The sequence below is a fragment of the Pseudomonas sp. H1h genome (assembly GCF_000633255.1).
GTDB lineage: Bacteria > Pseudomonadota > Gammaproteobacteria > Pseudomonadales > Pseudomonadaceae > Aquipseudomonas.
Genome location: NZ_AYMJ01000005.1, coordinates 100,525 through 121,196, shown reverse-complemented (window position 1 = coordinate 121,196; position 20,672 = coordinate 100,525). Strand labels below are relative to the sequence as shown.

Genomic DNA, 20,672 nt, shown 5'->3' with positions numbered 1-20,672 from the left:
AACGAGTGTCTCTGATCGCTTCTGACCACTTCCGCATCGTTGTCGGCCTCGGCAAGAGCGGCATGTCCCTGGTTCGCTTCCTGGCGAACCGGGGCGTGTCGTTTGCCGTCGCCGATACGCGGGACAATCCACCGGAACTGGCCACGCTCACGCGTGACTATCCGCACGTGGAAGTGCGTTGTGGCGAGCTGGACGTCGAATTCCTGTGCCGTGCCGACGAGCTCTACGTGAGCCCCGGCCTGGCGCTGGCGACCCCGGCCCTGCAAGCCGCTGCCGCCCGTGGCGTGAAAATGTCCGGCGACATCGAGCTGTTCGCGCGTAACGCGCAGGCGCCGATCGTGGCCATCACCGGCTCCAACGCGAAAAGCACCGTCACCACCCTGGTCGGCGAGATGGCGGCCGCGGCCGGCAAACGCGTTGCGGTGGGCGGTAACCTCGGCACACCGGCGCTGGACTTGCTGAGCGACGATATCGAGCTGTACGTGATGGAGCTGTCGAGCTTCCAGCTGGAAACCACCGACCAGCTCAACGCCGAAGTGGCCACCGTGCTGAACATCAGCGAAGACCACATGGACCGCTACAGCGGCCTGCCGGCCTACCACCTGGCCAAGCACCGGATCTTCCGTGGGGCGAAGCAGTTCGTGGTCAATCGTCAGGACGCGCTCAGCCGTCCGTTGATCGGCGAAGGTCAGCCATGCTGGACCTTCGGCCTGAACAAACCCGATTTCAAGGCGTTCGGTCTGCGTGAAGAGAATGGCGAGAAATACCTGGCCTTCGAATTCCAGAACCTGATGCCGGTGCGCGAACTGAAAGTTCGCGGCGCGCATAACCAGTCCAATGCCCTGGCGGCACTGGCGCTCGGTCATGCGGTCGGCCTGCCGTTCGACGCCATGCTTGAGGCACTGCGCAACTTCACCGGTCTCGAACATCGTTGCCAGTGGCTGCGTGATCTGGACGGCGTCGGCTACTACAACGATTCCAAGGCCACCAACGTCGGTGCAGCGCTCGCGGCTATCGAAGGCCTGGGGGCGGACATCGACGGCAAGGTCGTGCTGATCGCCGGTGGCGACGGCAAGGGCGCCGAGTTCAACGATTTGCGTGCTCCGGTGGCGGCCAACTGCCGCGCCGTGGTCCTGATGGGCCGCGACTCCGACAAGATCGGCGAAGCCATCGGCGACGCCGTGCCGCTGATTCGCGCCACATCGCTGGTCGACGCCGTCGAGCAATGCCGCGCGGTCGCCCAGCCGGGTGACGTGGTACTGCTGTCGCCGGCCTGCGCCAGTTTCGACATGTTCAAGAATTACGAAGACCGTGGTCACCAGTTCGTCCGCGCCGTGGAGGATCTGGCATGAGCCTGCGCAATATCATCAAGCCGTACCCGTCGCCGATCATCACCGGCCGTGGCATCGACCTCGACTTCCCGATGCTCGCCGGCTGCCTGGCGCTGCTGGGCCTGGGTCTGATCATGATTGCCTCGGCGTCCACCGAAGTGGCGGCGGCGCAATCGGGCAGCGCGCTGTACTACATGATTCGCCACCTGATCTACGTGGGGCTGGGCCTGGGTGCCTGCATCATCACCATGATGATTCCGATCGCCACCTGGCAGCGTCTGGGCTGGATGATGCTGATCGGCGCATTCGGTCTGCTGGTCATGGTGATCGTCCCCGGGATCGGTCGTGAAGTGAACGGTTCGATGCGCTGGATCGGTTTCAGCTTCTTCAACGTGCAGCCGTCGGAAATCGCCAAGGTGTTCGTGGTGATCTACCTCGCCGGTTACCTGGTGCGTCGCCAGAAGGAAGTGCGCGAGAGCTGGATGGGCTTCTTCAAGCCGTTCATCGTGCTGCTGCCAATGGCGGGCCTGTTGCTGATGGAACCGGACTTCGGTGCCACCGTCGTGATGATGGGGGCCGCAGCGGCGATGCTGTTCCTTGGCGGGGTCGGGTTGTTCCGCTTCTCGCTGATGGTAGTGTTGGCGGTCGGGGCCGTGGTCTTGCTGATTCAAATGCAGCCATACCGGATGGCGCGTCTGACCAACTTCGCCGACCCGTGGGCCGACCAGTTCGGCGCCGGCTATCAGTTGTCGCAGGCGTTGATCGCCTTCGGTCGCGGTGAGTGGCTGGGCGTTGGCCTGGGCAACAGCGTGCAGAAACAGTTCTACCTGCCTGAAGCGCACACGGACTTCGTGTTCTCGGTGCTGGCCGAAGAGCTGGGCGCTGTCGGTTCGCTGTGCACCGTCGCGCTGTTCGTCTTCGTGTGTATCCGTGGCATGTACATCGGGCTGTGGGCCGAGAAGGCCAAGCAGTTCTTCGCCGCTTATGTAGCGTACGGTCTGTCGTTCCTGTGGATCGGTCAGTTCCTGATCAACATCGGGGTGAACGTCGGCCTGCTGCCGACCAAGGGCCTGACCCTGCCGTTCCTCAGTTATGGCGGCAGTTCCCTGGTGATCTGCTGCGCCTGCCTCGGCTTGTTGCTGAGGATCGAGTGGGAGAGTCGAACCCATCTGGGCAGTGAAGAGATGGAGTTCCATGAGAGCGACTTCGCCGAGGAGCCGAACCATGGGCGCTAACGTATTGATCATGGCCGGCGGCACCGGCGGCCACGTGTTCCCGGCGCTGTCCTGTGCCCGCGAATTTCAGGCGCGCGGCTACACCGTGCACTGGCTCGGCACGCCACGCGGGATTGAAAACGATCTGGTACCGGCCGCAGGCCTTGAACTGCACCGCATCAATGCCACGGGGTTACGTGGCAAGGGCAAGCTGTCGCTGCTCAAGGCACCGTTCATGTTGCTCAAGTCGGTGTGGCAGGCGCGGGCGGTGATTCGCAAGCTGCGTCCAGTCTGCGTGGTCGGCTTCGGTGGTTATGTGACCGGCCCTGGCGGGATCGCCGCCAAACTGGCCGGTGTGCCGGTGATCGTTCACGAGCAGAACGCTGTGGCCGGCACCGCCAATCGGTTGCTGGTGCCGTTCGCCGCCCGGGTGTGTGAAGCGTTCCCCGACACCTTTACTCTGTCGGACACCCGCCGTACCACCGGAAACCCGGTGCGCAGCGAGCTGTTCCTCGAAACATCGCGACCAGCCCTGGCCGGTCGCAAAGCGCGTTTGCTGATCCTTGGCGGAAGCCTGGGCGCAGAACCGTTGAACAAGTTGCTGCCTGAGGCCCTGGCGCAAGTCGCTGCCGATTTGCGCCCGGAAGTGTTTCATCAGGCCGGCAAAAACCACGATGAAGTGACTGCAGAGCGCTATCGCGCCGCCGGCGTGGATGCGCAGGTGCAGCCGTTCATCAAAGACATGGCCCATGCCTATGGCTGGGCTGACCTGGTGGTGTGCCGCGCTGGCGCGCTGACCATCAGTGAGCTGGCTGCCGTCGGTCTGCCCTCGATGCTGGTGCCTTTGCCCCACGCGATCGACGATCACCAGACCCGCAACGCCGATTATTTGGCCCGTGAAGGCGCTGCCTTCGTGATGCCGCAAAGAACGACCGGTGCCGCGGACCTTGCCGCGCGCCTGACAGAGGTCTTGATGCAACCGCAACGACTCGAAGAAATGGCCCAAGCGGCCCGCCGTCTGGCCAAACCCGATGCCACCCGTAGCGTGGTCGATACCTGCCTGGAGGTGGCCCATGGTTGAGAATCAGAAAGCCATGCCACAGCCGGAAATGCGCCGCATCCGTCGCATCCACTTCGTCGGCATCGGCGGCGTGGGCATGTGCGGCATCGCTGAAGTGTTGTTGAACCTGGGCTATGAAGTGTCCGGTTCCGACCTGAAAGCGTCGCCGGTGACCGAGCGTCTGGAGTCGTTCGGTGCGCACATCTATATCGGCCACCGTGCCGAGAACGCCGCGACCGCCGATGTGCTGGTGGTTTCGAGCGCCGTCAACACCTCCAACCCGGAAGTGGCGACCGCACTGGAGCGCCGCATTCCGGTGGTGCCGCGTGCCGAAATGCTCGCTGAGCTGATGCGCTATCGCCACGGCATCGCCGTTGCCGGTACCCACGGCAAAACCACCACCACCAGCCTGATCGCTTCGGTGTTCGCTGCCGGTGGCCTGGATCCGACCTTCGTCATCGGTGGCCGTCTGAACGCTGCGGGCACCAATGCCCAGCTCGGCACCAGCCGCTACCTGATTGCCGAAGCCGACGAAAGCGATGCCAGCTTCCTGCACCTGCAACCGCTGGTGGCGGTGGTGACCAACATCGACGCCGACCACATGGCGACCTACGACGGTGACTTCAACAAACTGAAGAAAACCTTCGTCGAGTTTCTGCATAACCTGCCGTTCTACGGTTTGGCGGTGATGTGCCTGGACGACCCGGTGGTGCGTGAAATCCTGCCGCTGGTCAAGCGTCCGACCGTGACCTACGGCTTCAGCGAAGACGCTGACGTGCGTGCAATCAATGTACGCCAGCAAGGCATGCAGACCTTCTTCACCGTGCTGCGCCCGGATCGCGAGCCGCTGGATGTTTCGGTAAACATGCCGGGCAATCACAACGTGCTCAACTCGCTGGCGACCATCTGCATCGCCAGCGATGAAGGCGTCAGCGATGAAGCCATTGTCCAGGGCCTGTCCGGGTTCCAGGGTGTTGGCCGACGCTTCCAGGTCTACGGGGAACTGCCGGTGGACGGCGGCAACGTGATGCTGGTCGATGACTACGGTCACCACCCGACCGAAGTCGCCGCGGTGATCAAAGCCGTACGCGGTGGCTGGCCGGAGCGCCGTCTGGTGATGGTCTACCAGCCGCACCGTTACAGCCGCACCCGTGACCTGTACGACGATTTCGTCAATGTACTGGCCGACGCCAACGTGCTGCTGCTGATGGAAGTCTATCCGGCCGGCGAAGAGCCGATCCCGGGCGCGGACAGCCGCAAGCTGTGCAACAGCATCCGTCAGCGCGGTCAGCTCGACCCGATCTACATCGAGCGTGGTGTCGACCTCGCGCCGCTGGTCAAGCCATTGCTGCGTGCGGGCGACATCCTGCTGTGCCAGGGCGCCGGTGATATCGGCGGTCTCGCGCCGAAGCTGTTGAAAAGTGAATTGTTCGCTGGCGCCGTTGCGGCGTCGGTCGAGGGGAAGTTGAAATGACTGCTGCCTACGCCAACCTGTTCTCCACCATCGCGCCGAAAGATTTCGGCCGTGTCGCCGTGCTGTTCGGTGGCATGAGTGCCGAACGTGAGGTTTCGCTGAAATCCGGTAACGCGGTGCTCGACGCGCTGCAAAGCGCCGGCGTGGACGCGTTCGGGATCGACGTCGGCGAGGATTTTCTGCAGCGTCTGCTGAATGAAAAGATCGACCGCGCGTTCATCATTCTCCACGGTCGTGGCGGTGAAGACGGCTCCATGCAGGGCCTGCTCGAATGTGCCGGTATTCCGTACACCGGCAGCGGCATTCTCGCCTCGGCACTGGCGATGGACAAACTGCGCACCAAGCAGGTCTGGCACAGCCTCGGGATTCCGACGCCGCGTCACGCCGTACTGTGCAGCGAGGCCGATTGTATTTCGGCAGCGACGGAACTGGGCTTCCCTTTGATCGTCAAACCGGCGCATGAAGGTTCAAGTATCGGGATGGCCAAAGTGAGTTCTGCGTCCGAGTTGATCGACGCATGGAAAGCGGCCAGTACCTACGATTCGCAAGTCTTGGTCGAGCAATGGATCCACGGTCCGGAGTTCACCATCGCCACCCTGCGTGACCAGGTGTTGCCTCCTATCGCCCTGGGCACGCCGCACACGTTCTACGACTACGACGCCAAGTACATCGCCAACGATACCCAGTATCGGATTCCGTGCGGGCTGGATGCCGCCAAGGAAAAAGAGCTCATGGACCTCACGGCGCAAGCCTGCGAGGCACTGGGTATTGGTGGGTGGGGCCGGGCGGACGTGATGCAGGACGCCGATGGCAAATTCTGGTTCCTGGAAGTCAACACAGCTCCCGGCATGACCGATCACAGCCTGGTACCGATGGCGGCGAAAGCGGCCGGTCTGGATTTCCAGCAACTGGTCCTGGCCATTCTGGCCGCCAGTGTCGATGCCGACGGCAAAAAAGAGGCGCGAGGTTAAGACCATGCAAGGCGCTCAGCTCAGACATCAGCCACCCGCACCCGGCCGCAAGCCGGTGCCGCGGGGTGCCAGCCGAATGGTGGCCAAAGAGCCGATGTCCGTGCGCCTGCCGAAAGCCAATTTCGGCTTTCTGAAAAGTCTGTTCTGGCCGGTGCTGCTGGTGGTGCTGGGTTTTGGTACGTACGAAGGCGCGCAGCGTTTGTTGCCTTACGCCGACCGCCCGATCACCAAGATCGCGGTGCAGGGCGACCTGAGCTACATCAGCCAGCAAGCGGTGCAGCAGCGGATCGCCCCGTACGTGGCGTCGAGCTTCTTCACCATCGACCTGGCCGGTATGCGCACCGAGCTTGAGCAGATGCCATGGATCGCCCACGCCGAAGTACGTCGGGTGTGGCCGGACCAGGTGGTGATCCGCCTCGAAGAGCAACTGCCCGTGGCCCGCTGGGGTGACGAGTCGCTGCTGAACAACCAGGGCCAGGCGTTTACGCCAAAGGAACTGGCGAACTACGAACACCTGCCTCAGCTGTTCGGCCCACAACGGGCCCAGCAGCAAGTGATGCAGCAATACCAGGTGCTGAGCCAGATGCTCAGGCCGCTGGGCTTCTCGATTGCACGCCTGGAATTGCGTGAGCGCGGTAGCTGGTTCCTGACCACCGGTGCCGGCAGTTCCGGCCCCGGCATCGAGTTGCTGCTGGGACGCGGCAACCTGGTGGAAAAGATGCGCCGCTTCATTGCCATCTATGACAAGACGCTTAAAGACCAGATTACGAACATTGCGCGCATCGATCTGCGCTACGCCAACGGCCTCGCTGTTGGCTGGCGGGAACCTGTAGCGCCGACGACAGACAAACCCGCTGTCGCAAAGAATTAAGAAGAGGCAGGACCCATGGCAAACGTGCAAAGCGGCAAAATGATCGTCGGTCTGGATATCGGCACCTCCAAGGTGGTGGCGCTGGTAGGCGAGGTCGCGGACGACGGCACGCTGGAAATCGTCGGTATCGGTACTCACCCCTCCCGCGGCCTGAAGAAGGGCGTGGTGGTGAACATCGAGTCCACGGTGCAATCGATCCAGCGCGCGATCGAAGAAGCCCAGCTGATGGCGGGCTGCCGCATTCACTCGGCGTTCGTCGGCGTGGCGGGCAATCACATTCGCAGCCTGAACTCCCACGGCATCGTGGCGATTCGTGATCGTGAAGTCAGCTCGGCTGACCTTGAGCGTGTACTCGACGCCGCCCAGGCCGTGGCGATTCCGGCTGACCAGCGCGTGCTGCACACCCTGCCGCAGGATTACGTGATCGATAACCAGGAAGGCGTGCGCGAGCCTCTGGGCATGTCCGGCGTACGTCTGGAAGCCAAGGTTCACGTGGTCACCTGCGCTGTCAACGCCGCGCAGAACATTGAAAAATGCGTGCGCCGCTGCGGTCTGGAAATCGACGACATCATCCTCGAGCAACTGGCGTCGGCCTACTCGGTGCTGACCGACGACGAAAAAGAGCTGGGCGTGTGCCTGGTCGACATCGGCGGCGGTACCACCGACATCGCGATTTTCACCGAAGGCGCGATCCGTCACACCGCGGTGATCCCGATTGCCGGCGACCAGGTCACCAACGACATCGCCATGGCGTTGCGCACCCCGACCCAGTACGCCGAAGAGATCAAGATTCGCTACGCCTGCGCCCTGGCCAAACTGGCCGGTGCCGGTGAAACCATCAAGGTGCCAAGCGTCGGCGACCGTCCACCGCGCGAGCTGTCGCGTCAGGCCCTGGCCGAAGTGGTCGAGCCGCGCTACGACGAACTGTTCACCCTGATCCAGGCCGAACTGCGTCGCAGCGGCTACGAAGACCTGATCCCGGCGGGCATTGTCCTGACCGGCGGTACGTCGAAGATGGAAGGCGCCACTGAGCTTGCCGAGGAAATCTTCCACATGCCGGTCCGTCTGGGCGTGCCGCATGGCGTGAAGGGCCTGGATGACGTGGTGCGCAACCCGATTTACTCCACTGGCGTTGGCTTGTTGATGTACGGCCTGCAGAAGCAGTCCGACGGGATTTCGTTCTCGGGCATCGGCAGCCGCGACAGCTACAGCAACGATGAGCCGCAGGCGCCGTTGCTGGACCGACTGAAGAAGTGGGTTCAAGGCAACTTTTAACAGCAGCTGGAAGCGTCAAGCTTCAAGCGGCAAGCAGTAGCAGTAGATGCACCGCGACAAAAATGCAGTAGGCGAAAAAACTAGAGAATGTAAGGAGAGGGAAAATGTTCGAACTCGTAGACAACATCCCCGCAAGCCCGGTAATCAAAGTTATCGGTGTTGGCGGTGGCGGCGGCAACGCTGTCAACCACATGGTCAAGAGCAACATCGAAGGCGTTGAGTTCATCTGCGCCAACACTGATGCTCAAGCGCTGAAAAACATCGGCGCGCGCACCATCCTGCAACTGGGCACCGGTGTGACCAAGGGTCTGGGCGCTGGCGCCAACCCGGAAGTCGGCCGTCAGGCTGCGCTGGAAGATCGCGAGCGCATCGCTGAAGTGCTGGCCGGCACCAACATGGTGTTCATCACCACTGGCATGGGCGGTGGTACCGGTACCGGTGCTGCGCCGATCATTGCCGAAGTGGCCAAGGAAATGGGCATCCTGACCGTTGCGGTCGTGACCCGTCCGTTCCCGTTCGAAGGCCGCAAGCGTATGCAGATTGCCGACGAAGGCATCCGCATGCTCTCCGAAAGCGTCGACTCGTTGATCACCATTCCTAACGAGAAGCTGCTGACCATCCTCGGTAAAGACGCAAGCCTGCTGTCGGCTTTCGCCAAGGCGGACGATGTACTGGCCGGTGCCGTGCGCGGTATCTCCGACATCATCAAGCGTCCGGGCATGATCAACGTCGACTTCGCCGACGTGCGTACCGTGATGAGCGAAATGGGCATGGCGATGATGGGCACTGGCTGCGCCAGCGGTCCGAACCGTGCACGTGAAGCCACTGAAGCGGCGATCCGCAACCCGCTGCTGGAAGACGTGAACCTGCAAGGTGCACGCGGCATCCTTGTGAACATCACTGCCGGTCCTGACCTGTCTCTGGGTGAGTACTCCGACGTGGGTTCGATCATCGAAGCCTTCGCTTCCGAGCACGCGATGGTCAAGGTCGGTACCGTTATCGATCCGGACATGCGCGATGAGTTGCACGTGACTGTGGTTGCCACCGGTCTGGGCGCGAAAATCGAGAAGCCTGTGAAGGTCATCGACAACACCGTTCACACCTCCATGGCCGCTGCTCAGGTTCAACAACCGGCTCCTGCGCGTCAGGAAGCACCGGCGGTGAACTATCGCGATCTGGACCGTCCGACCGTCATGCGCAACCAGGCTCAGGCCGGTGCTGCGACTGCCGCGAAGATGAATCCGCAAGACGATCTGGACTACCTGGACATCCCGGCATTCCTGCGTCGTCAGGCCGATTGATGGAATGTATCAGGGCTATGACGGTGATTGGTGTTCAGCAAAGGCTCGGTCTGCTATTATCGCCAGCCTTTGTTGATACCAGTTCGCAATTTGCGCTGAAGCGGCCCAAGCCATGATTAAACAACGCACACTGAAAAATATTATCCGTGCCACAGGTGTAGGCCTGCATTCTGGGGAGAAGGTCTACCTGACCCTCAAGCCTGCGCCTGTCGACACTGGCATTGTGTTTTGTCGCGCTGACCTCGACCCTGTGGTGCAGATCCCTGCCCGCGCGGAAAACGTCGGTGAAACCACTATGTCGACGACGCTGATCAACGGCGACGTCAAAGTGGACACGGTAGAGCACTTGCTCTCGGCCATGGCTGGCCTGGGCATCGATAACGCCTACGTCGAGCTCTCCGCGTCCGAAGTCCCGATCATGGATGGCAGCGCTGGACCGTTCGTATTCCTGATTCAATCGGCAGGCCTGGAAGAGCAGGACGCCGCCAAGAAATTCATCCGCATCCTGCGTGAAGTGACAGTGGAAGACGGCGACAAGCGCGCCACTTTCGTCCCTTTCGAAGGGTTCAAGGTGAGCTTCGAGATCGACTTCGATCACCCGGTTTTCCGGGACCGCACCCAAAGTGCAAGCGTGGATTTTTCCAGCACTTCGTTCGTAAAAGAAGTCAGCCGCGCCCGTACCTTTGGTTTCATGAGTGACATCGAGTACCTGCGCAAGCACAACCTCGCGCTCGGCGGCAGCGTTGAAAACGCGATCGTGGTGGATTCCGATGGTGTACTGAACGAAGACGGCCTTCGCTATGAAGACGAATTCGTGAAGCACAAGATCCTTGATGCGATTGGCGACCTGTACCTGCTGGGCAACAGCCTGATTGGTGAGTTCAAAGGCTTCAAGTCCGGTCATGCACTGAACAACCAGCTGCTGCGCAAGTTGATTGAGCAGACAGATGCGTGGGAAGTCGTGACGTTCGAAGACGCCAGCACTGCACCGATCTCTTACATGCGCCCGGTTGCGGCGGTGTAAGTAAAAAACCTCTCTAGTTTTTTGAAGGCCATCCTCGGATGGCCTTTTTTTATGCCCTGAATTTGATGTTGTCTGTTCTGGTGTCTTCGCGAGCAAGCCCGCTCCCACAGGGGGAACGCATTCCAAAATGTGGGAGCGGGCTTGCTCGCGAAGAGGCCATTGCAACCACCGCAATATTTCAGCCAGCCACCACCACCCGATTGCGCCCACCTTCCTTGGCCTGATACAGAGCCTTGTCCGCCGCAAACAACAGCTGCTCCAGCGACATCTCGACCGCCGCCGTCCAGGTGCTGATGCCGATACTGACGGTCATCGCCACATCCGCTCCCTCGACTCTCGGCATCTGCTCGACTGCCTGGCGGATATGTTCGGCAATCTGCCGTGCGCCGGTGCTGTCGGTTTCGGCGAGGATCACCGAAAACTCTTCGCCACCATAGCGGGCGACCAGATCCGCCGGACGTCGCACGTTCGCGCTGATCACCTTGGCCAGCTCGCGCAGTGCCTGATCGCCGGCCTGATGCCCATGGCGATCGTTGAAGGCCTTGAAGTGGTCAGCGTCGATCATCATCACCGACAGCGGCTGGCCCGAGCGCTGGGCGCGGAACCATTCGTGGCGCAGCGACAGATCGAGCATTCGTCGGTTGGCTACACCGGTCAACGCATCGGTGGCAGCCAGTTGCGCCAGTTCGCGCTCGGCGCGTTGGCGCAAACGCAACTCACGGGCGAGCAGCCAGGTCAGCCACAGCAGACCGGCACAGAGCACGCCGGTGGCACCGCTGATCAACATCGCGGTGCGGCGCCAGGTGCCGAACACTTCATCGCTGGACAGCGCGACCATTACCGTCAGCGGCAAGTTGCCGACCCGCGAATAGGTGTAGAGGCGCTGCTGGTGATCCATGCTTGAGGTGCTGGTGAAACTGCCATTGCCATCCTTGTCGGCCAGGATCCGTACCACGTTGGGCCGGTTGCCGAAGCTCTTGCCGATGGAGTCGCTTTGCAGATACGGCTTCTGCGCCAGCAGGATGCCGTCGCTGTCGATGATGTTCAGCGTGCTGTCTTTGCCGATGTCGAGGCTGTTGAACAACTGATCGAAGTAGTCGAGCTTCATCGAGGCCACGGCCACGCCGGCGAACTCACCGGTGTCCGAGGAGATTCGCCGGCTGAAGCTGATGCGCCACTGGTTGGCTTCGTCGCAGTCGCAACGGGTCTTGAACGGGCGGCTGATGAACATGCCGGTGTCGCGGTTGAAAGCGTGGGCGAGAAAGTAATCGCGGTCGGCGAAGTTGCCCGGCTTGGGCTCGACCCGCGATGAGTCGGCGACCACATCGCCATGTTTGTCGAGCAGCAGGATGTCGCCTTTGAAGCGCGCGGTGGTCGAGCGGTCGAACAGCGCCAGGTGGCGGATCTGCGGAGTGACGTCGCGCAAGTCATCGCGCTGCGCGGCGGCGATCAGGCCTTGCAGGGTCAGGTCATACAACTCGACGGTGCGCAGGACGTCAGCGTCGATCAGTTGTGCGATGGTGGTGGCACTGCGGGTGGCTGATTCCTGAGCGTTGGCGTGCTCGCGGATCAGCAGAAACGTGACGATGCACAGAATCGCGATCACGGTCAGCGAACTGCCGCAGATCAGCAGCAATTCGGGACGTCCGGTCTTGCCCGCCACAGGTGGGGTACGGCTCGCGATCATGATGGGGCTGTCGGTTGGGGAGTCTTATAAGCGTAGTTGCATGAAGTCAGTGACGGTATTCCAATGTGGGAGCGGGCTTGCTTGCGAAAGCGGTGTGCCATTCAACAGGAATGTTGACTGATACACCGCTTTCGCAAGCAAGCCCGCTCTCACAGGTAAATCAAAAAATTCAAGACGGGTGCTGTAGCACCGATCTTAGAAGACGTTGATCGGGTAGTCGACAATTACACGGTATTCATCCGTGTCCGTATCAATCGCGCCGTAACCGTTGCCGCCACGGTTGGTCGCCCACTGCAGGCGTACCGCGAGATCTTTCGCCTGGCCGCTCTGGACCACGTATTTCAAGTCGATGTCGCGCTCCCAGTGCTTGGCGTTGCGGCCGTCGGCGCTGTACCACGAAGCGTAGCCCTTGCTGTCCGGATCGACCTTGGTCAGGTCTACGGTGCCGCGCGAGTACGACACTGCGGAGGTCAGCCCCGGAACGCCCACACCGGCGAAGTCATAGGCATATTTGAGCTTCCACGAGCGCTCGTTCGGGCCGTTGAAGTCCGAGTACTGCTGCGAGTTGTCGAGGTAAACGCTGTCGCCCTGGCTGATGTAGTCGAACGGCGTGTTGCCGTTCACGCGCTGGTACGCGGCAGTGACGCTGTGGCTGCCGATGCCGACGGTGAAATGCAGGCTGTAGGTGTTGTTGTCGATGTTGCCCAGCAGGGCGTCGCCGGTGTCTTGCGTGTGATAGAAGTGCAGGCCCGGGTTGAGGCTGACCAGATCGTTCAGCGCCCAGGTGTAGTCGAGGTCGTAGTAGTACTGGTTCCAGATGTCCTTGAGCTCGGCGGCATACAGGTTGCTGGTCAGCCCTTCGACGCCGCTCCAGGACACCCCGGCCCAGTTCAGGTGACGGCTTTCGTCGCCATCGGCCAGTTTGCCGTAGGACGTGCCGATGCGCTGGCGCCCGCTCTGGTTGTAAGGCTTGGTGAAACTCGCCTGGCCGCCTTCGAACATCCAGCCGTCGAAGCTGTGGTTGGTCAGGCTGACGCCACGGAAGGTCTGCGGCAGCATGCGGCTTTCACCGCCGGCAATCACCGGGTTGGTGAGGAACAGGTCGCCGGCCTTCAGTTCGGTGTCGAACGCGCGCATTTTCAGGGTACCGCCTGCAGTCGAGAACGAGCCCGGCGCTTTGCCGTTACCGTCGCTGACCGGCAGGATGCTCGAGCCATCGGTACCGCCACCGCCGTCGAGCTTCAGCCCGAGCATGGCATGGGCATCGATGCCGAAGCCGACCGTGCCTTCGGTGTAACCCGACTGGAAGATCCCGAGAAAACCCTGGCCCCATTCGATGTTGTCGTCCGTCTGCTGCAGACGGTTGCGATTCATGTAGTAGTTGCGAGCATTGAGGTTGAGGCTCGAACCTTCGTCGAAGCCTTCCTTGGCGGCTTCGTCGGCATGGGCGGCGGGTGCAATCGTTGCGGCAATTGCAATGAACAGCGGGGTGAAGCTGACTGGGTAACGCACTTGCGATGGAGCTCCTTGGGTCAACTGACACTTCAATGTCTTGAGGTGCGGGATGTTTCTTGTTGTTACAGACGAACCAAACAGCTTTCAGACCACAACGAAAAAAGGCCGCTGAAAGGCAGCGGCCTGGAATGACGACGGTTGAACGGGAAGAGCCAAACAACCGCGTCGAGGGAAAATTTTTCGCGGTGCGCGACTCAGCTGTCTTTCTCGGACGCTTGAGCTTGGGAGGTGGCGGCCTGAGGGGCTTGCGATGCGTCTTGCGACTTGGCCATCACGTCTGCCTGAGACTGTTCGAATGCGTGAGCGCGAGCGGCATTCTGCGCTACGAACGACTGCGATTCTTCAGCCATCGCCATGGGCGACAGGATCAATGAGGACAAAACGAACGCGCTGGCAATACCCATACTGTTGGACATCTTGAAAACCTTCTTGCTTGGCAAGTGCTGTTTGGTGCGGGCAAAGATAAAGTTGCCGGGCGTTGGGAAACAGCATGATTTTCATAAATGACTGTTACAGCAACAGCAACGATCGCCCCCTCTCCCAACGGGAGAGGGGCAGGGGGAGGGCTATCAAACCGGCAAATGAATCCCGAAGGTATTCATCCCCCGATCACTGTGCACAAACACATCGCCACCATGCATCAGCGCAATCGCCTTGACGATCGCCAGCCCCAGCCCATGGTTATTGCCGCTGTTGCTGCGTGACGCATCGACCCGATAGAAGCGCTCGAACAACCGCGGCAAATGCTCGCTGGCAATCGGCGATCCCGGGTTGGCCACGCCGATGCTGACCTGATGTTCTGCAACCTCGATGCGCACTTCGATCACCTTGCCAGGCTCGGTGTGCTGCACGGCGTTACTCAGCAGATTGATCAACGCCCGACGCAAATGCGCGATCTCGATGCGCACTTGGGCATCACCACTCACGTGCACCTGCACTTGCGCGTCTTCGAGGATGAAGTCGAGGTACTCCAGCGTGGTCGCGACTTCATCGGCCAATGAAGTTTCGGTGAGTTTGGTCGCCTTGCTGCCCTGATCGGCGCTGGCGAGGAACAGCATGTCGTTGATGATCGAACGCAGGCGTTCCAGCTCTTCGAGGTTGGATTGCAGCACTTCGAAGTAGTGTTCGGCGGAGCGCCCGCGCGTCAGTGCGACCTGGGTCTGGCCGATCAGGTTGGTCAGTGGCGAGCGCAGTTCATGGGCCACGTCGGCATTGAACGATTCCAGTCGCGAATAGGCCTGTTCGACTCGTTCCAAGGTTGAGTTGAACGATTCGACAAACTGCTCGAGCTCCGGCGGCAACGGTGACATCCGCAAGCGTCCGGCGCGCAGTGGCGGCGCCAGGCGCTGGGCTTCGTGGGACAGTTTGATCAGCGGTTTGAGGCCGATCCGCGCGACCCAGTAACCCAATGCCGACGCCATCAGCACACCGATAATCGCCAGGCTGACCAAGGCGATCAGCAAGTTGTGCTGAGTCTCGTGGAAGGTCTCGGTGTCGATGCCGATCATGAACCGCAGCGGCGGGCGCTGATCCTTGGCCGGCAGTTCGGTCAGCAGCACTTTCAACGGATAGGGGTGGTCGGGCAACTGCAGGTCATGCATGCCCGTCGGGCCTTTGGCGAAGGCGCGGATCGGGGCGTCCGGCTCGCCATACTCGTAACCGGGATCACCGCTGACCACCCAAAAATGGATGCGCTTGTCTTCCTCACCGAGCAGCTTGAGTTTGGCGTTGATCTTCATCCAATGCTCGGGTGTGCCGTAACGGTTGAGGGCCGATTCAAGCACGCTATAACGCGCATCCAGCTCGGCCTCCGGCAGCAGGCCCAGGCCCTTGTCGACCTGCTGATACAGCGCGCCGCCGATCAACAGAAACACCAGCAGCGCCACCAGCGTGAACATGCCGCTGAGGCGCAGGGCGATCGAATTACTGGACACCGCGGCTCTCCAGCACGTAACCCATGCCGCGAATGGTGTGCAGCAGTTTTTCGTCGAACGGCCCGTCGAGCTTGGCGCGCAGGCGTTTTATCGCGACTTCGACAACGTTGGCATCGCTGTCGAAATTGATGTCCCAGACCATCTCGGCAATCGCGGTTTTCGAGAGGATTTCCCCCTGACGCCGTGCCAATACGCTGAGCAGCGAGAACTCTTTCGCTGTCAGGTCCAGCCGCGTGCCGGCGCGAGTGGCCTTGCGGCTGATCAAATCTATCCACAGGTCGGCGATGCTCACCTGCACCGGTTCATGGCCGCCGCTGCGCCGTGTCAGCGCCTGCAGGCGGGCCACCAGTTCGAGGAAGGAAAACGGTTTGCCGAGGTAATCGTCCGCGCCGTCACGCAGGCCCTTGATCCGGTCTTCGACCCGTTCGCGGGCGGTGAGCATGATCACGGGAGTCTGCTTGCGTGCACGTAGCGCACGCAGCACGCCGAAGCCGTCCAGGCCCGGCAACATCACGTCGAGGACAATCACCGCATAGTCGCCTTCCAGCGCCAGGTGCAGGCCCTCGACGCCGTCGCGGGCCAGGTCCACGGTGTAACCCTGTTCCGTCAGACCGCGGTGCAGATAGTCCGCGGTTTTTTCCTCGTCTTCGATAATCAGAACGCGCATGACCCTGCCTCAGTCTGTGGTCGCCAGTGCCGGTGGGGGCGATGATGCTTCTGGGTGTGAGCGTCGGTGAAACAGCCGCTCAAGCCACAAGTATATGACTGGCGTGGTAAACAGCGTCAGCATCTGGCTGACCAGCAAACCGCCCACCACCGCGATCCCCAGCGGCTGGCGCAGTTCGGCGCCGGTGCCATAGCCGAGCATCAGCGGCAGGGCGCCGAGCAGGGCGGCGAGGGTGGTCATGATGATCGGCCGGAACCGCGTAATGCACGCCTCGTAAATCGCGTCCTGCGGTGGCAACCCACGATTGCGCTGCGCTTCGAGGGCAAAGTCGATCATCAGGATACCGTTTTTCTTGACGATACCGATCAGCAGCACCAGCCCGATCAGCGCCATGATCGAAAAGTCCTGGCCGCAGATCCACAGCATGATCACCGCCCCGAGCCCGGCCGCCGGCAGCGTCGAAATGATCGTCAGCGGATGCACGAAGCTCTCATAAAGCACGCCGAGAATGATGTACACCGCCACCAGCGCCGCGAGAATCAGCCACGGCTGACTGGCCAGCGAACTCTGGAACGCCTGGGCCGCGCCCTGGAAGTTGCCGCTGATTGCGGTCGGCATGCCGATTTCGGCCTTGGCCTGATTGAGCAGAATCACCGCGTCACCCAACGCCACGCCGGGCGCGAGGTTGAACGACAGGTTGGCGGCCGGGAACATGCCGTCATGGGCAATCGACAGCGGGCCGATGGTGGGTGCATCGAATTTTGCCAGTGCCGACAGCGGCACCATTTCCCCGCTCAGCGGTGAACGCAGGTAGAAATAGTTGAGGCTTTCGGCCTTGCCGCGTTGCTGGGTGTCCAGTTCCAGGATCACGTTGTACTGGTTGACCTGGGTCTGGAATTCATTGATCTGCCGCTGACCAAAGGCGTCGTAGAGCGCCTCGTCGACATCGCTCGCGGTCAGGCCGAAACGCGCCGCTGCACTTCGATCAATGCTGATGTGGGTGATGCTGCCGCCCAGTTGCAGGTCGTTGGAAATATCGCGGAACGCCGGGTTGCTGCGCAGCTTTTCCGTCAGGCGCTGGGTCCAGGTGGCGAGGGTCGCGCCGTCATTGCTCTTGAGCACATATTGGTACTGCGCACGGCTCGGGCCGGAGCTTAAGTTGATGTCTTGCCCTGCGCGCAGGTACAGCACGATCCCCGGGACTTTCATCAGCTGCGGACGAATCCGGTCGATGAACTGACTGGCCGAGACATCGCGGTCGCCGCGTTTTTTCAGGGCGATCCAGAAGCGGCCGTTGGCGATGGTCTGGTTACTGCCGGACACACCCACCGAGTGGGAAAACGCCTGCACGGCGGGATCGGCGGCGACGATTTCGGCCATCGCCAGGTGTTTTTTTACCATGTCGCCGTAGGAGATATCCGCAGCGGCTTCGGTGGTGCCGAGGACGAAGCCGGTGTCCTGTACCGGGAAGAAGCCCTTGGGAATAAAGATGTAACCGGCAATCGCCATCGCCAGCGACAGGCCGAACACGCCGATCATCAATTTTTGATGGGCAAGGGCGCGGCGCAGGCCTTTTTCGTACCAGCCGAGCAGGCGTTCGCTGAAACCCGATTTGTCGTGAGCGTGATGCACCGGTTTGCGCATGAACAGCGCCGCCAGTGTCGGCGCCAGGGTCAGCGACACCACCACGGAAATCATGATGGTCGACGTCGCGGTCAGGGCGAATTCCTTGAACAGCCGCCCGACCACGCCGCCCATGAACAGCAGCGGAATGAACGCCGCCACCAGCGAGAAGCTGATCGAGACCACGGTGAAGCCGATCTCGCCGGCGCCCTTGATGGCGGCCTCGCGCATGCCGTCGCCGGCTTCCAGATGCCGATGAATGTTCTCCACCACCACAATCGCATCGTCCACGACAAACCCGACTGCAACGACAATCGCCACCAGCGTCAGGTTGTTCAGGCTGAAACCGAGCAGGTACATCAGGGCGAAACTGGCGGTCAGCGACACGCCGAGTACGGCCGACACGATCATCGTCGCCGACAACTGGCGCAGGAACAGCGCCATCACCGCCACCACCAGCAGGATCGCGATCAACAGGGTGATCTCGACCTCGTGCAGCGAGGCGCGGATGGTCTGGGTGCGGTCGATCAGGGTTTTTACCTGCACCGAGGCCGGCAGCATGGCTTCGAGGCCGGGCAGGGCGGCTTGAATACGGTCCACGGTTTCGACGATGTTCGCCCCCGGCTGGCGCGAGATGACCAGGTTCACCCCCGGTTGATCGCCGGCCCAGGCCTGCACGTAGGCATCTTCCGAACCGTTGACCACTTTGGCGACATCGCGCAGGTGAACCGGTGCGCCATCCTTGTAGGAAACGATGAGTTGGCTGTAGTCCTCGGGGTGGAATAACTGGTCATTGGTCGACAGCGTGGAGATGCTCGATTCGCCGTACAGCGCACCTTTGGCCAGGTTGAGGCTGGTCTGCTGGATCGCCAGACGGATGTCGGCCAGGGTCAGGCCGATTGCTGCCAGTTTGTCGGCCGAGGCTTGCACGCGGATCGCCGGACGTTGCTGACCGGTGATGTTGATCTGGCCTACACCGTCGATCTGACTGATCTGACGTGAGAGCAGGGTTTCCACCAGATCGCTGAGTTCGGTGCCGGGCATTTGTGTCGAGCTGACGCTGAGAATCAGCACCGGGCTGTCGGCCGGGTTGACCTTCTTCCAGGTCGGCAGCGTCGGCATGTCTTTGGGCAGTTTGCCGGCGGCGGTATTGATCGCCGCTTGTACTTCCTGGGCGGCGGTGTCGATGCTTTTATCGAGGGTGAATTGCAGGGTCAGCAGGCTTGAGCCGAGCGCACTGCTGGAGGTCATCTGGGTCATGCCGGGGATGGCGCTGAATTGCACCTCCAGCGGCGTGGCCACGGATGAGGCCATGGTGTCGGGGCTGGCGCCGGGCAGCTGTGCCGAAACCTGAATCGTCGGAAATTCCGCTTCCGGCAGCGGCGCAATCGGCAAGCGCGGGAAGGCAATCGCACCGACCAGCACCAGCGCGATCGTCAGCAGAATCGTCGCGACCGGGTGATCGATGCACCAGGTGGAGACGCCTTTGTGTTCCTTCATGGTTTCGGCTCCGCTTGCACCACCTGCGCCGGCTCGGTCATGACTTGCACCGTGGAGCCGGGTTTGAGCCGCGACTGGCCGTCGGTGACCAGCACGTCACCGGCCTTCACACCTTTGATGATGTCCTGGCCGCTGCCCTGATAAACCATCTGCACTTGTACGGCTTCGACCTTGTCACCATTCACCCGGTAAACGAAGTGTTGGTCGAGGCCGCGTTGTACGACAGTGGGTGGTACCACCAACGCATCCTTGTCCAGCGCCGTCTGAATTTTTACCGTCACCAGCAAGCCCGGCCAGAGCTTCTGGCTGGCGTTGTCGAACTCGGCCTTGGCGCGGATGGTGCCGGTGTTGGCGTTGATCTGGTTGTCGATGAGGGTCAGGTGGCCTTCGCCGAGCAGGTTGCCGGTTTCGCCGTCGGTGTCGGCGCCGATGTAGGCCTTGACCTGTGCCCGCTGCGGATCGTTGATCAGGCCTTGCAGGGTCGGCAGCATTTGCTGGGGCAAGGAGAACTCGACGGCGATCGGGTCGATCTGGGTCACGGTGAACAAGCCTGCGGCGTCGGTCATGCGCAGGAAGTTGCCTTCGTCGACGGTACGAATACCGACACGGCCGGTGACCGGAGAGCGAATCTGCGTGTAGGACAGCTGAACTTGTGCGGCGTCGATGGAGGCCTGGTTGCCTTGGGCGGTGGCTTTCAATTGATTGACCAAGGCTTGTTGCTGATCGTAGGTCTGCTTGGAGACGCCGTCGTCGACGCTGAGCAGTTTGTAGCGTTTGAGGTTGACCAGGGCGACTTGCAGTTGTGCCTGGCTTTCGCCCAGTTGCGCGCGGGCCTGGTCGAGGCTGGCGCGGATTGAGCGGTCGTCGATGGTGGCGAGCAGGTCGCCTGCTTTGACGAGTTGGCCTTCTTTGACGAGGATTCTGGTGAGGATGCCGTCTATCTGTGGGCGTACGACGACGCTGTGCAGTGAGAGTACGGAGCCGATGCCGCTGGTGTAGCGGGGGACGTCTTTTACGCTGACGGCGACGACGCGGACCGGGATGGCGGTCGGGGTTGCCAGTTTGCTCGGGGCGGGTTTGCTTGCCCACCATATGCCTGCGGCGGCCAGGGCGATCACTAGGGCTAGCAGGGTTTTGTTTTTCTGGATTCGCATGCGATGGGGCGCCAGGGGCTGGAGTTTGGGCAGGTTGGGTCTTTATAAACTTGTTTGGGGGTCAGGAGGGT

16 protein-coding genes are annotated in these 20,672 nt (G+C 61.5%); 9 read left to right on the top strand and 7 right to left on the bottom strand.

Annotated features, from left to right (window positions below; all coding sequences use genetic code 11):
• Positions 1-5: 5 nt before the first annotated feature.
• From murD to lpxC, 9 genes are all read left to right on the top strand, one after another.
• Positions 6-1,352 (top strand): UDP-N-acetylmuramoyl-L-alanine--D-glutamate ligase, encoded by a 1,347-nt coding sequence (murD, locus tag U862_RS0104455; protein WP_025109288.1) that lies wholly within the window; start codon positions 6-8, stop codon positions 1,350-1,352.
• A complete protein-coding gene (gene ftsW / locus U862_RS0104450) occupies positions 1,349-2,566 on the top strand; it encodes a putative lipid II flippase FtsW (protein WP_025109287.1) in 1,218 nt (405 codons plus the stop codon). Before murD ends, ftsW begins: the two co-directional genes overlap by 4 nt.
• Positions 2,556-3,626: an undecaprenyldiphospho-muramoylpentapeptide beta-N-acetylglucosaminyltransferase gene (murG, locus tag U862_RS0104445; protein WP_025109286.1), complete on the top strand. Its 1,071-nt coding sequence runs from the start codon at positions 2,556-2,558 to the stop codon at positions 3,624-3,626. The genes ftsW and murG overlap by 11 nt, the downstream gene beginning before the upstream one ends.
• Positions 3,619-5,079, top strand: a complete 1,461-nt coding sequence (murC, locus tag U862_RS0104440; protein WP_025109285.1) for a UDP-N-acetylmuramate--L-alanine ligase — start codon at positions 3,619-3,621, stop codon at positions 5,077-5,079. The genes murG and murC overlap by 8 nt, the downstream gene beginning before the upstream one ends.
• Complete coding sequence (locus tag U862_RS0104435; protein ID WP_025109284.1) at positions 5,076-6,050, top strand: D-alanine--D-alanine ligase; 975 nt, start codon at positions 5,076-5,078, stop codon at positions 6,048-6,050. The genes murC and U862_RS0104435 overlap by 4 nt, the downstream gene beginning before the upstream one ends.
• Before the next feature lie 4 nt (positions 6,051-6,054).
• Positions 6,055-6,921, top strand: coding sequence for a cell division protein FtsQ/DivIB (locus U862_RS0104430; RefSeq protein ID WP_025109283.1), 867 nt, complete (start codon positions 6,055-6,057; stop codon positions 6,919-6,921).
• Between the two features lie 15 nt (positions 6,922-6,936).
• Positions 6,937-8,196 carry a cell division protein FtsA gene (gene ftsA, locus U862_RS0104425; protein WP_003228014.1) on the top strand — a complete coding sequence of 420 codons (1,260 nt, stop codon included), beginning with the start codon at positions 6,937-6,939 and terminating at the stop codon, positions 8,194-8,196.
• Positions 8,197-8,300: 104 nt separating this feature from the next.
• Positions 8,301-9,497 (top strand): cell division protein FtsZ, encoded by a 1,197-nt coding sequence (gene ftsZ, locus U862_RS0104420; protein WP_025109282.1) that lies wholly within the window; start codon positions 8,301-8,303, stop codon positions 9,495-9,497.
• Between the two features lie 112 nt (positions 9,498-9,609).
• Positions 9,610-10,521 (top strand): UDP-3-O-acyl-N-acetylglucosamine deacetylase, encoded by a 912-nt coding sequence (lpxC, locus tag U862_RS0104415; RefSeq protein WP_007961638.1) that lies wholly within the window; start codon positions 9,610-9,612, stop codon positions 10,519-10,521.
• A 178-nt stretch (positions 10,522-10,699) separates the two neighbouring features.
• Here lpxC and U862_RS0104410 read toward each other — a convergent pair whose 3' ends face one another.
• The 7 genes from U862_RS0104410 to U862_RS0104380 all read right to left on the bottom strand — a co-directional run bounded on the left by U862_RS0104410 (position 10,700) and on the right by U862_RS0104380 (position 20,601).
• The gene (locus tag U862_RS0104410) at positions 10,700-12,208 is read right to left on the bottom strand and encodes a sensor domain-containing diguanylate cyclase (RefSeq protein WP_025109281.1); all 1,509 of its coding nucleotides are present in this window, start codon (positions 12,206-12,208) and stop codon (positions 10,700-10,702) included.
• 195 nt (positions 12,209-12,403) lie between these two features.
• The gene (locus U862_RS0104405) at positions 12,404-13,720 is read right to left on the bottom strand and encodes an OprD family porin (RefSeq protein ID WP_025109280.1); all 1,317 of its coding nucleotides are present in this window, start codon (positions 13,718-13,720) and stop codon (positions 12,404-12,406) included.
• Between the two features lie 197 nt (positions 13,721-13,917).
• Positions 13,918-14,139 carry a hypothetical protein gene (locus U862_RS0104400; protein WP_025109279.1) on the bottom strand — a complete coding sequence of 74 codons (222 nt, stop codon included), beginning with the start codon at positions 14,137-14,139 and terminating at the stop codon, positions 13,918-13,920.
• A gap of 153 nt (positions 14,140-14,292) precedes the next feature.
• Positions 14,293-15,657, bottom strand: a complete 1,365-nt coding sequence (locus U862_RS0104395) for a heavy metal sensor histidine kinase (protein ID WP_025109278.1) — start codon at positions 15,655-15,657, stop codon at positions 14,293-14,295.
• Positions 15,647-16,324, bottom strand: a complete 678-nt coding sequence (locus U862_RS0104390; RefSeq protein WP_025109277.1) for a heavy metal response regulator transcription factor — start codon at positions 16,322-16,324, stop codon at positions 15,647-15,649. The genes U862_RS0104395 and U862_RS0104390 overlap by 11 nt, the downstream gene beginning before the upstream one ends.
• Before the next feature lie 9 nt (positions 16,325-16,333).
• Positions 16,334-19,447 (bottom strand): multidrug efflux RND transporter permease subunit, encoded by a 3,114-nt coding sequence (locus tag U862_RS0104385; RefSeq protein ID WP_025109276.1) that lies wholly within the window; start codon positions 19,445-19,447, stop codon positions 16,334-16,336.
• Positions 19,444-20,601, bottom strand: a complete 1,158-nt coding sequence (locus U862_RS0104380) for an efflux RND transporter periplasmic adaptor subunit (RefSeq protein WP_025109275.1) — start codon at positions 20,599-20,601, stop codon at positions 19,444-19,446. The genes U862_RS0104385 and U862_RS0104380 overlap by 4 nt, the downstream gene beginning before the upstream one ends.
• Positions 20,602-20,672 lie beyond the last annotated feature (71 nt).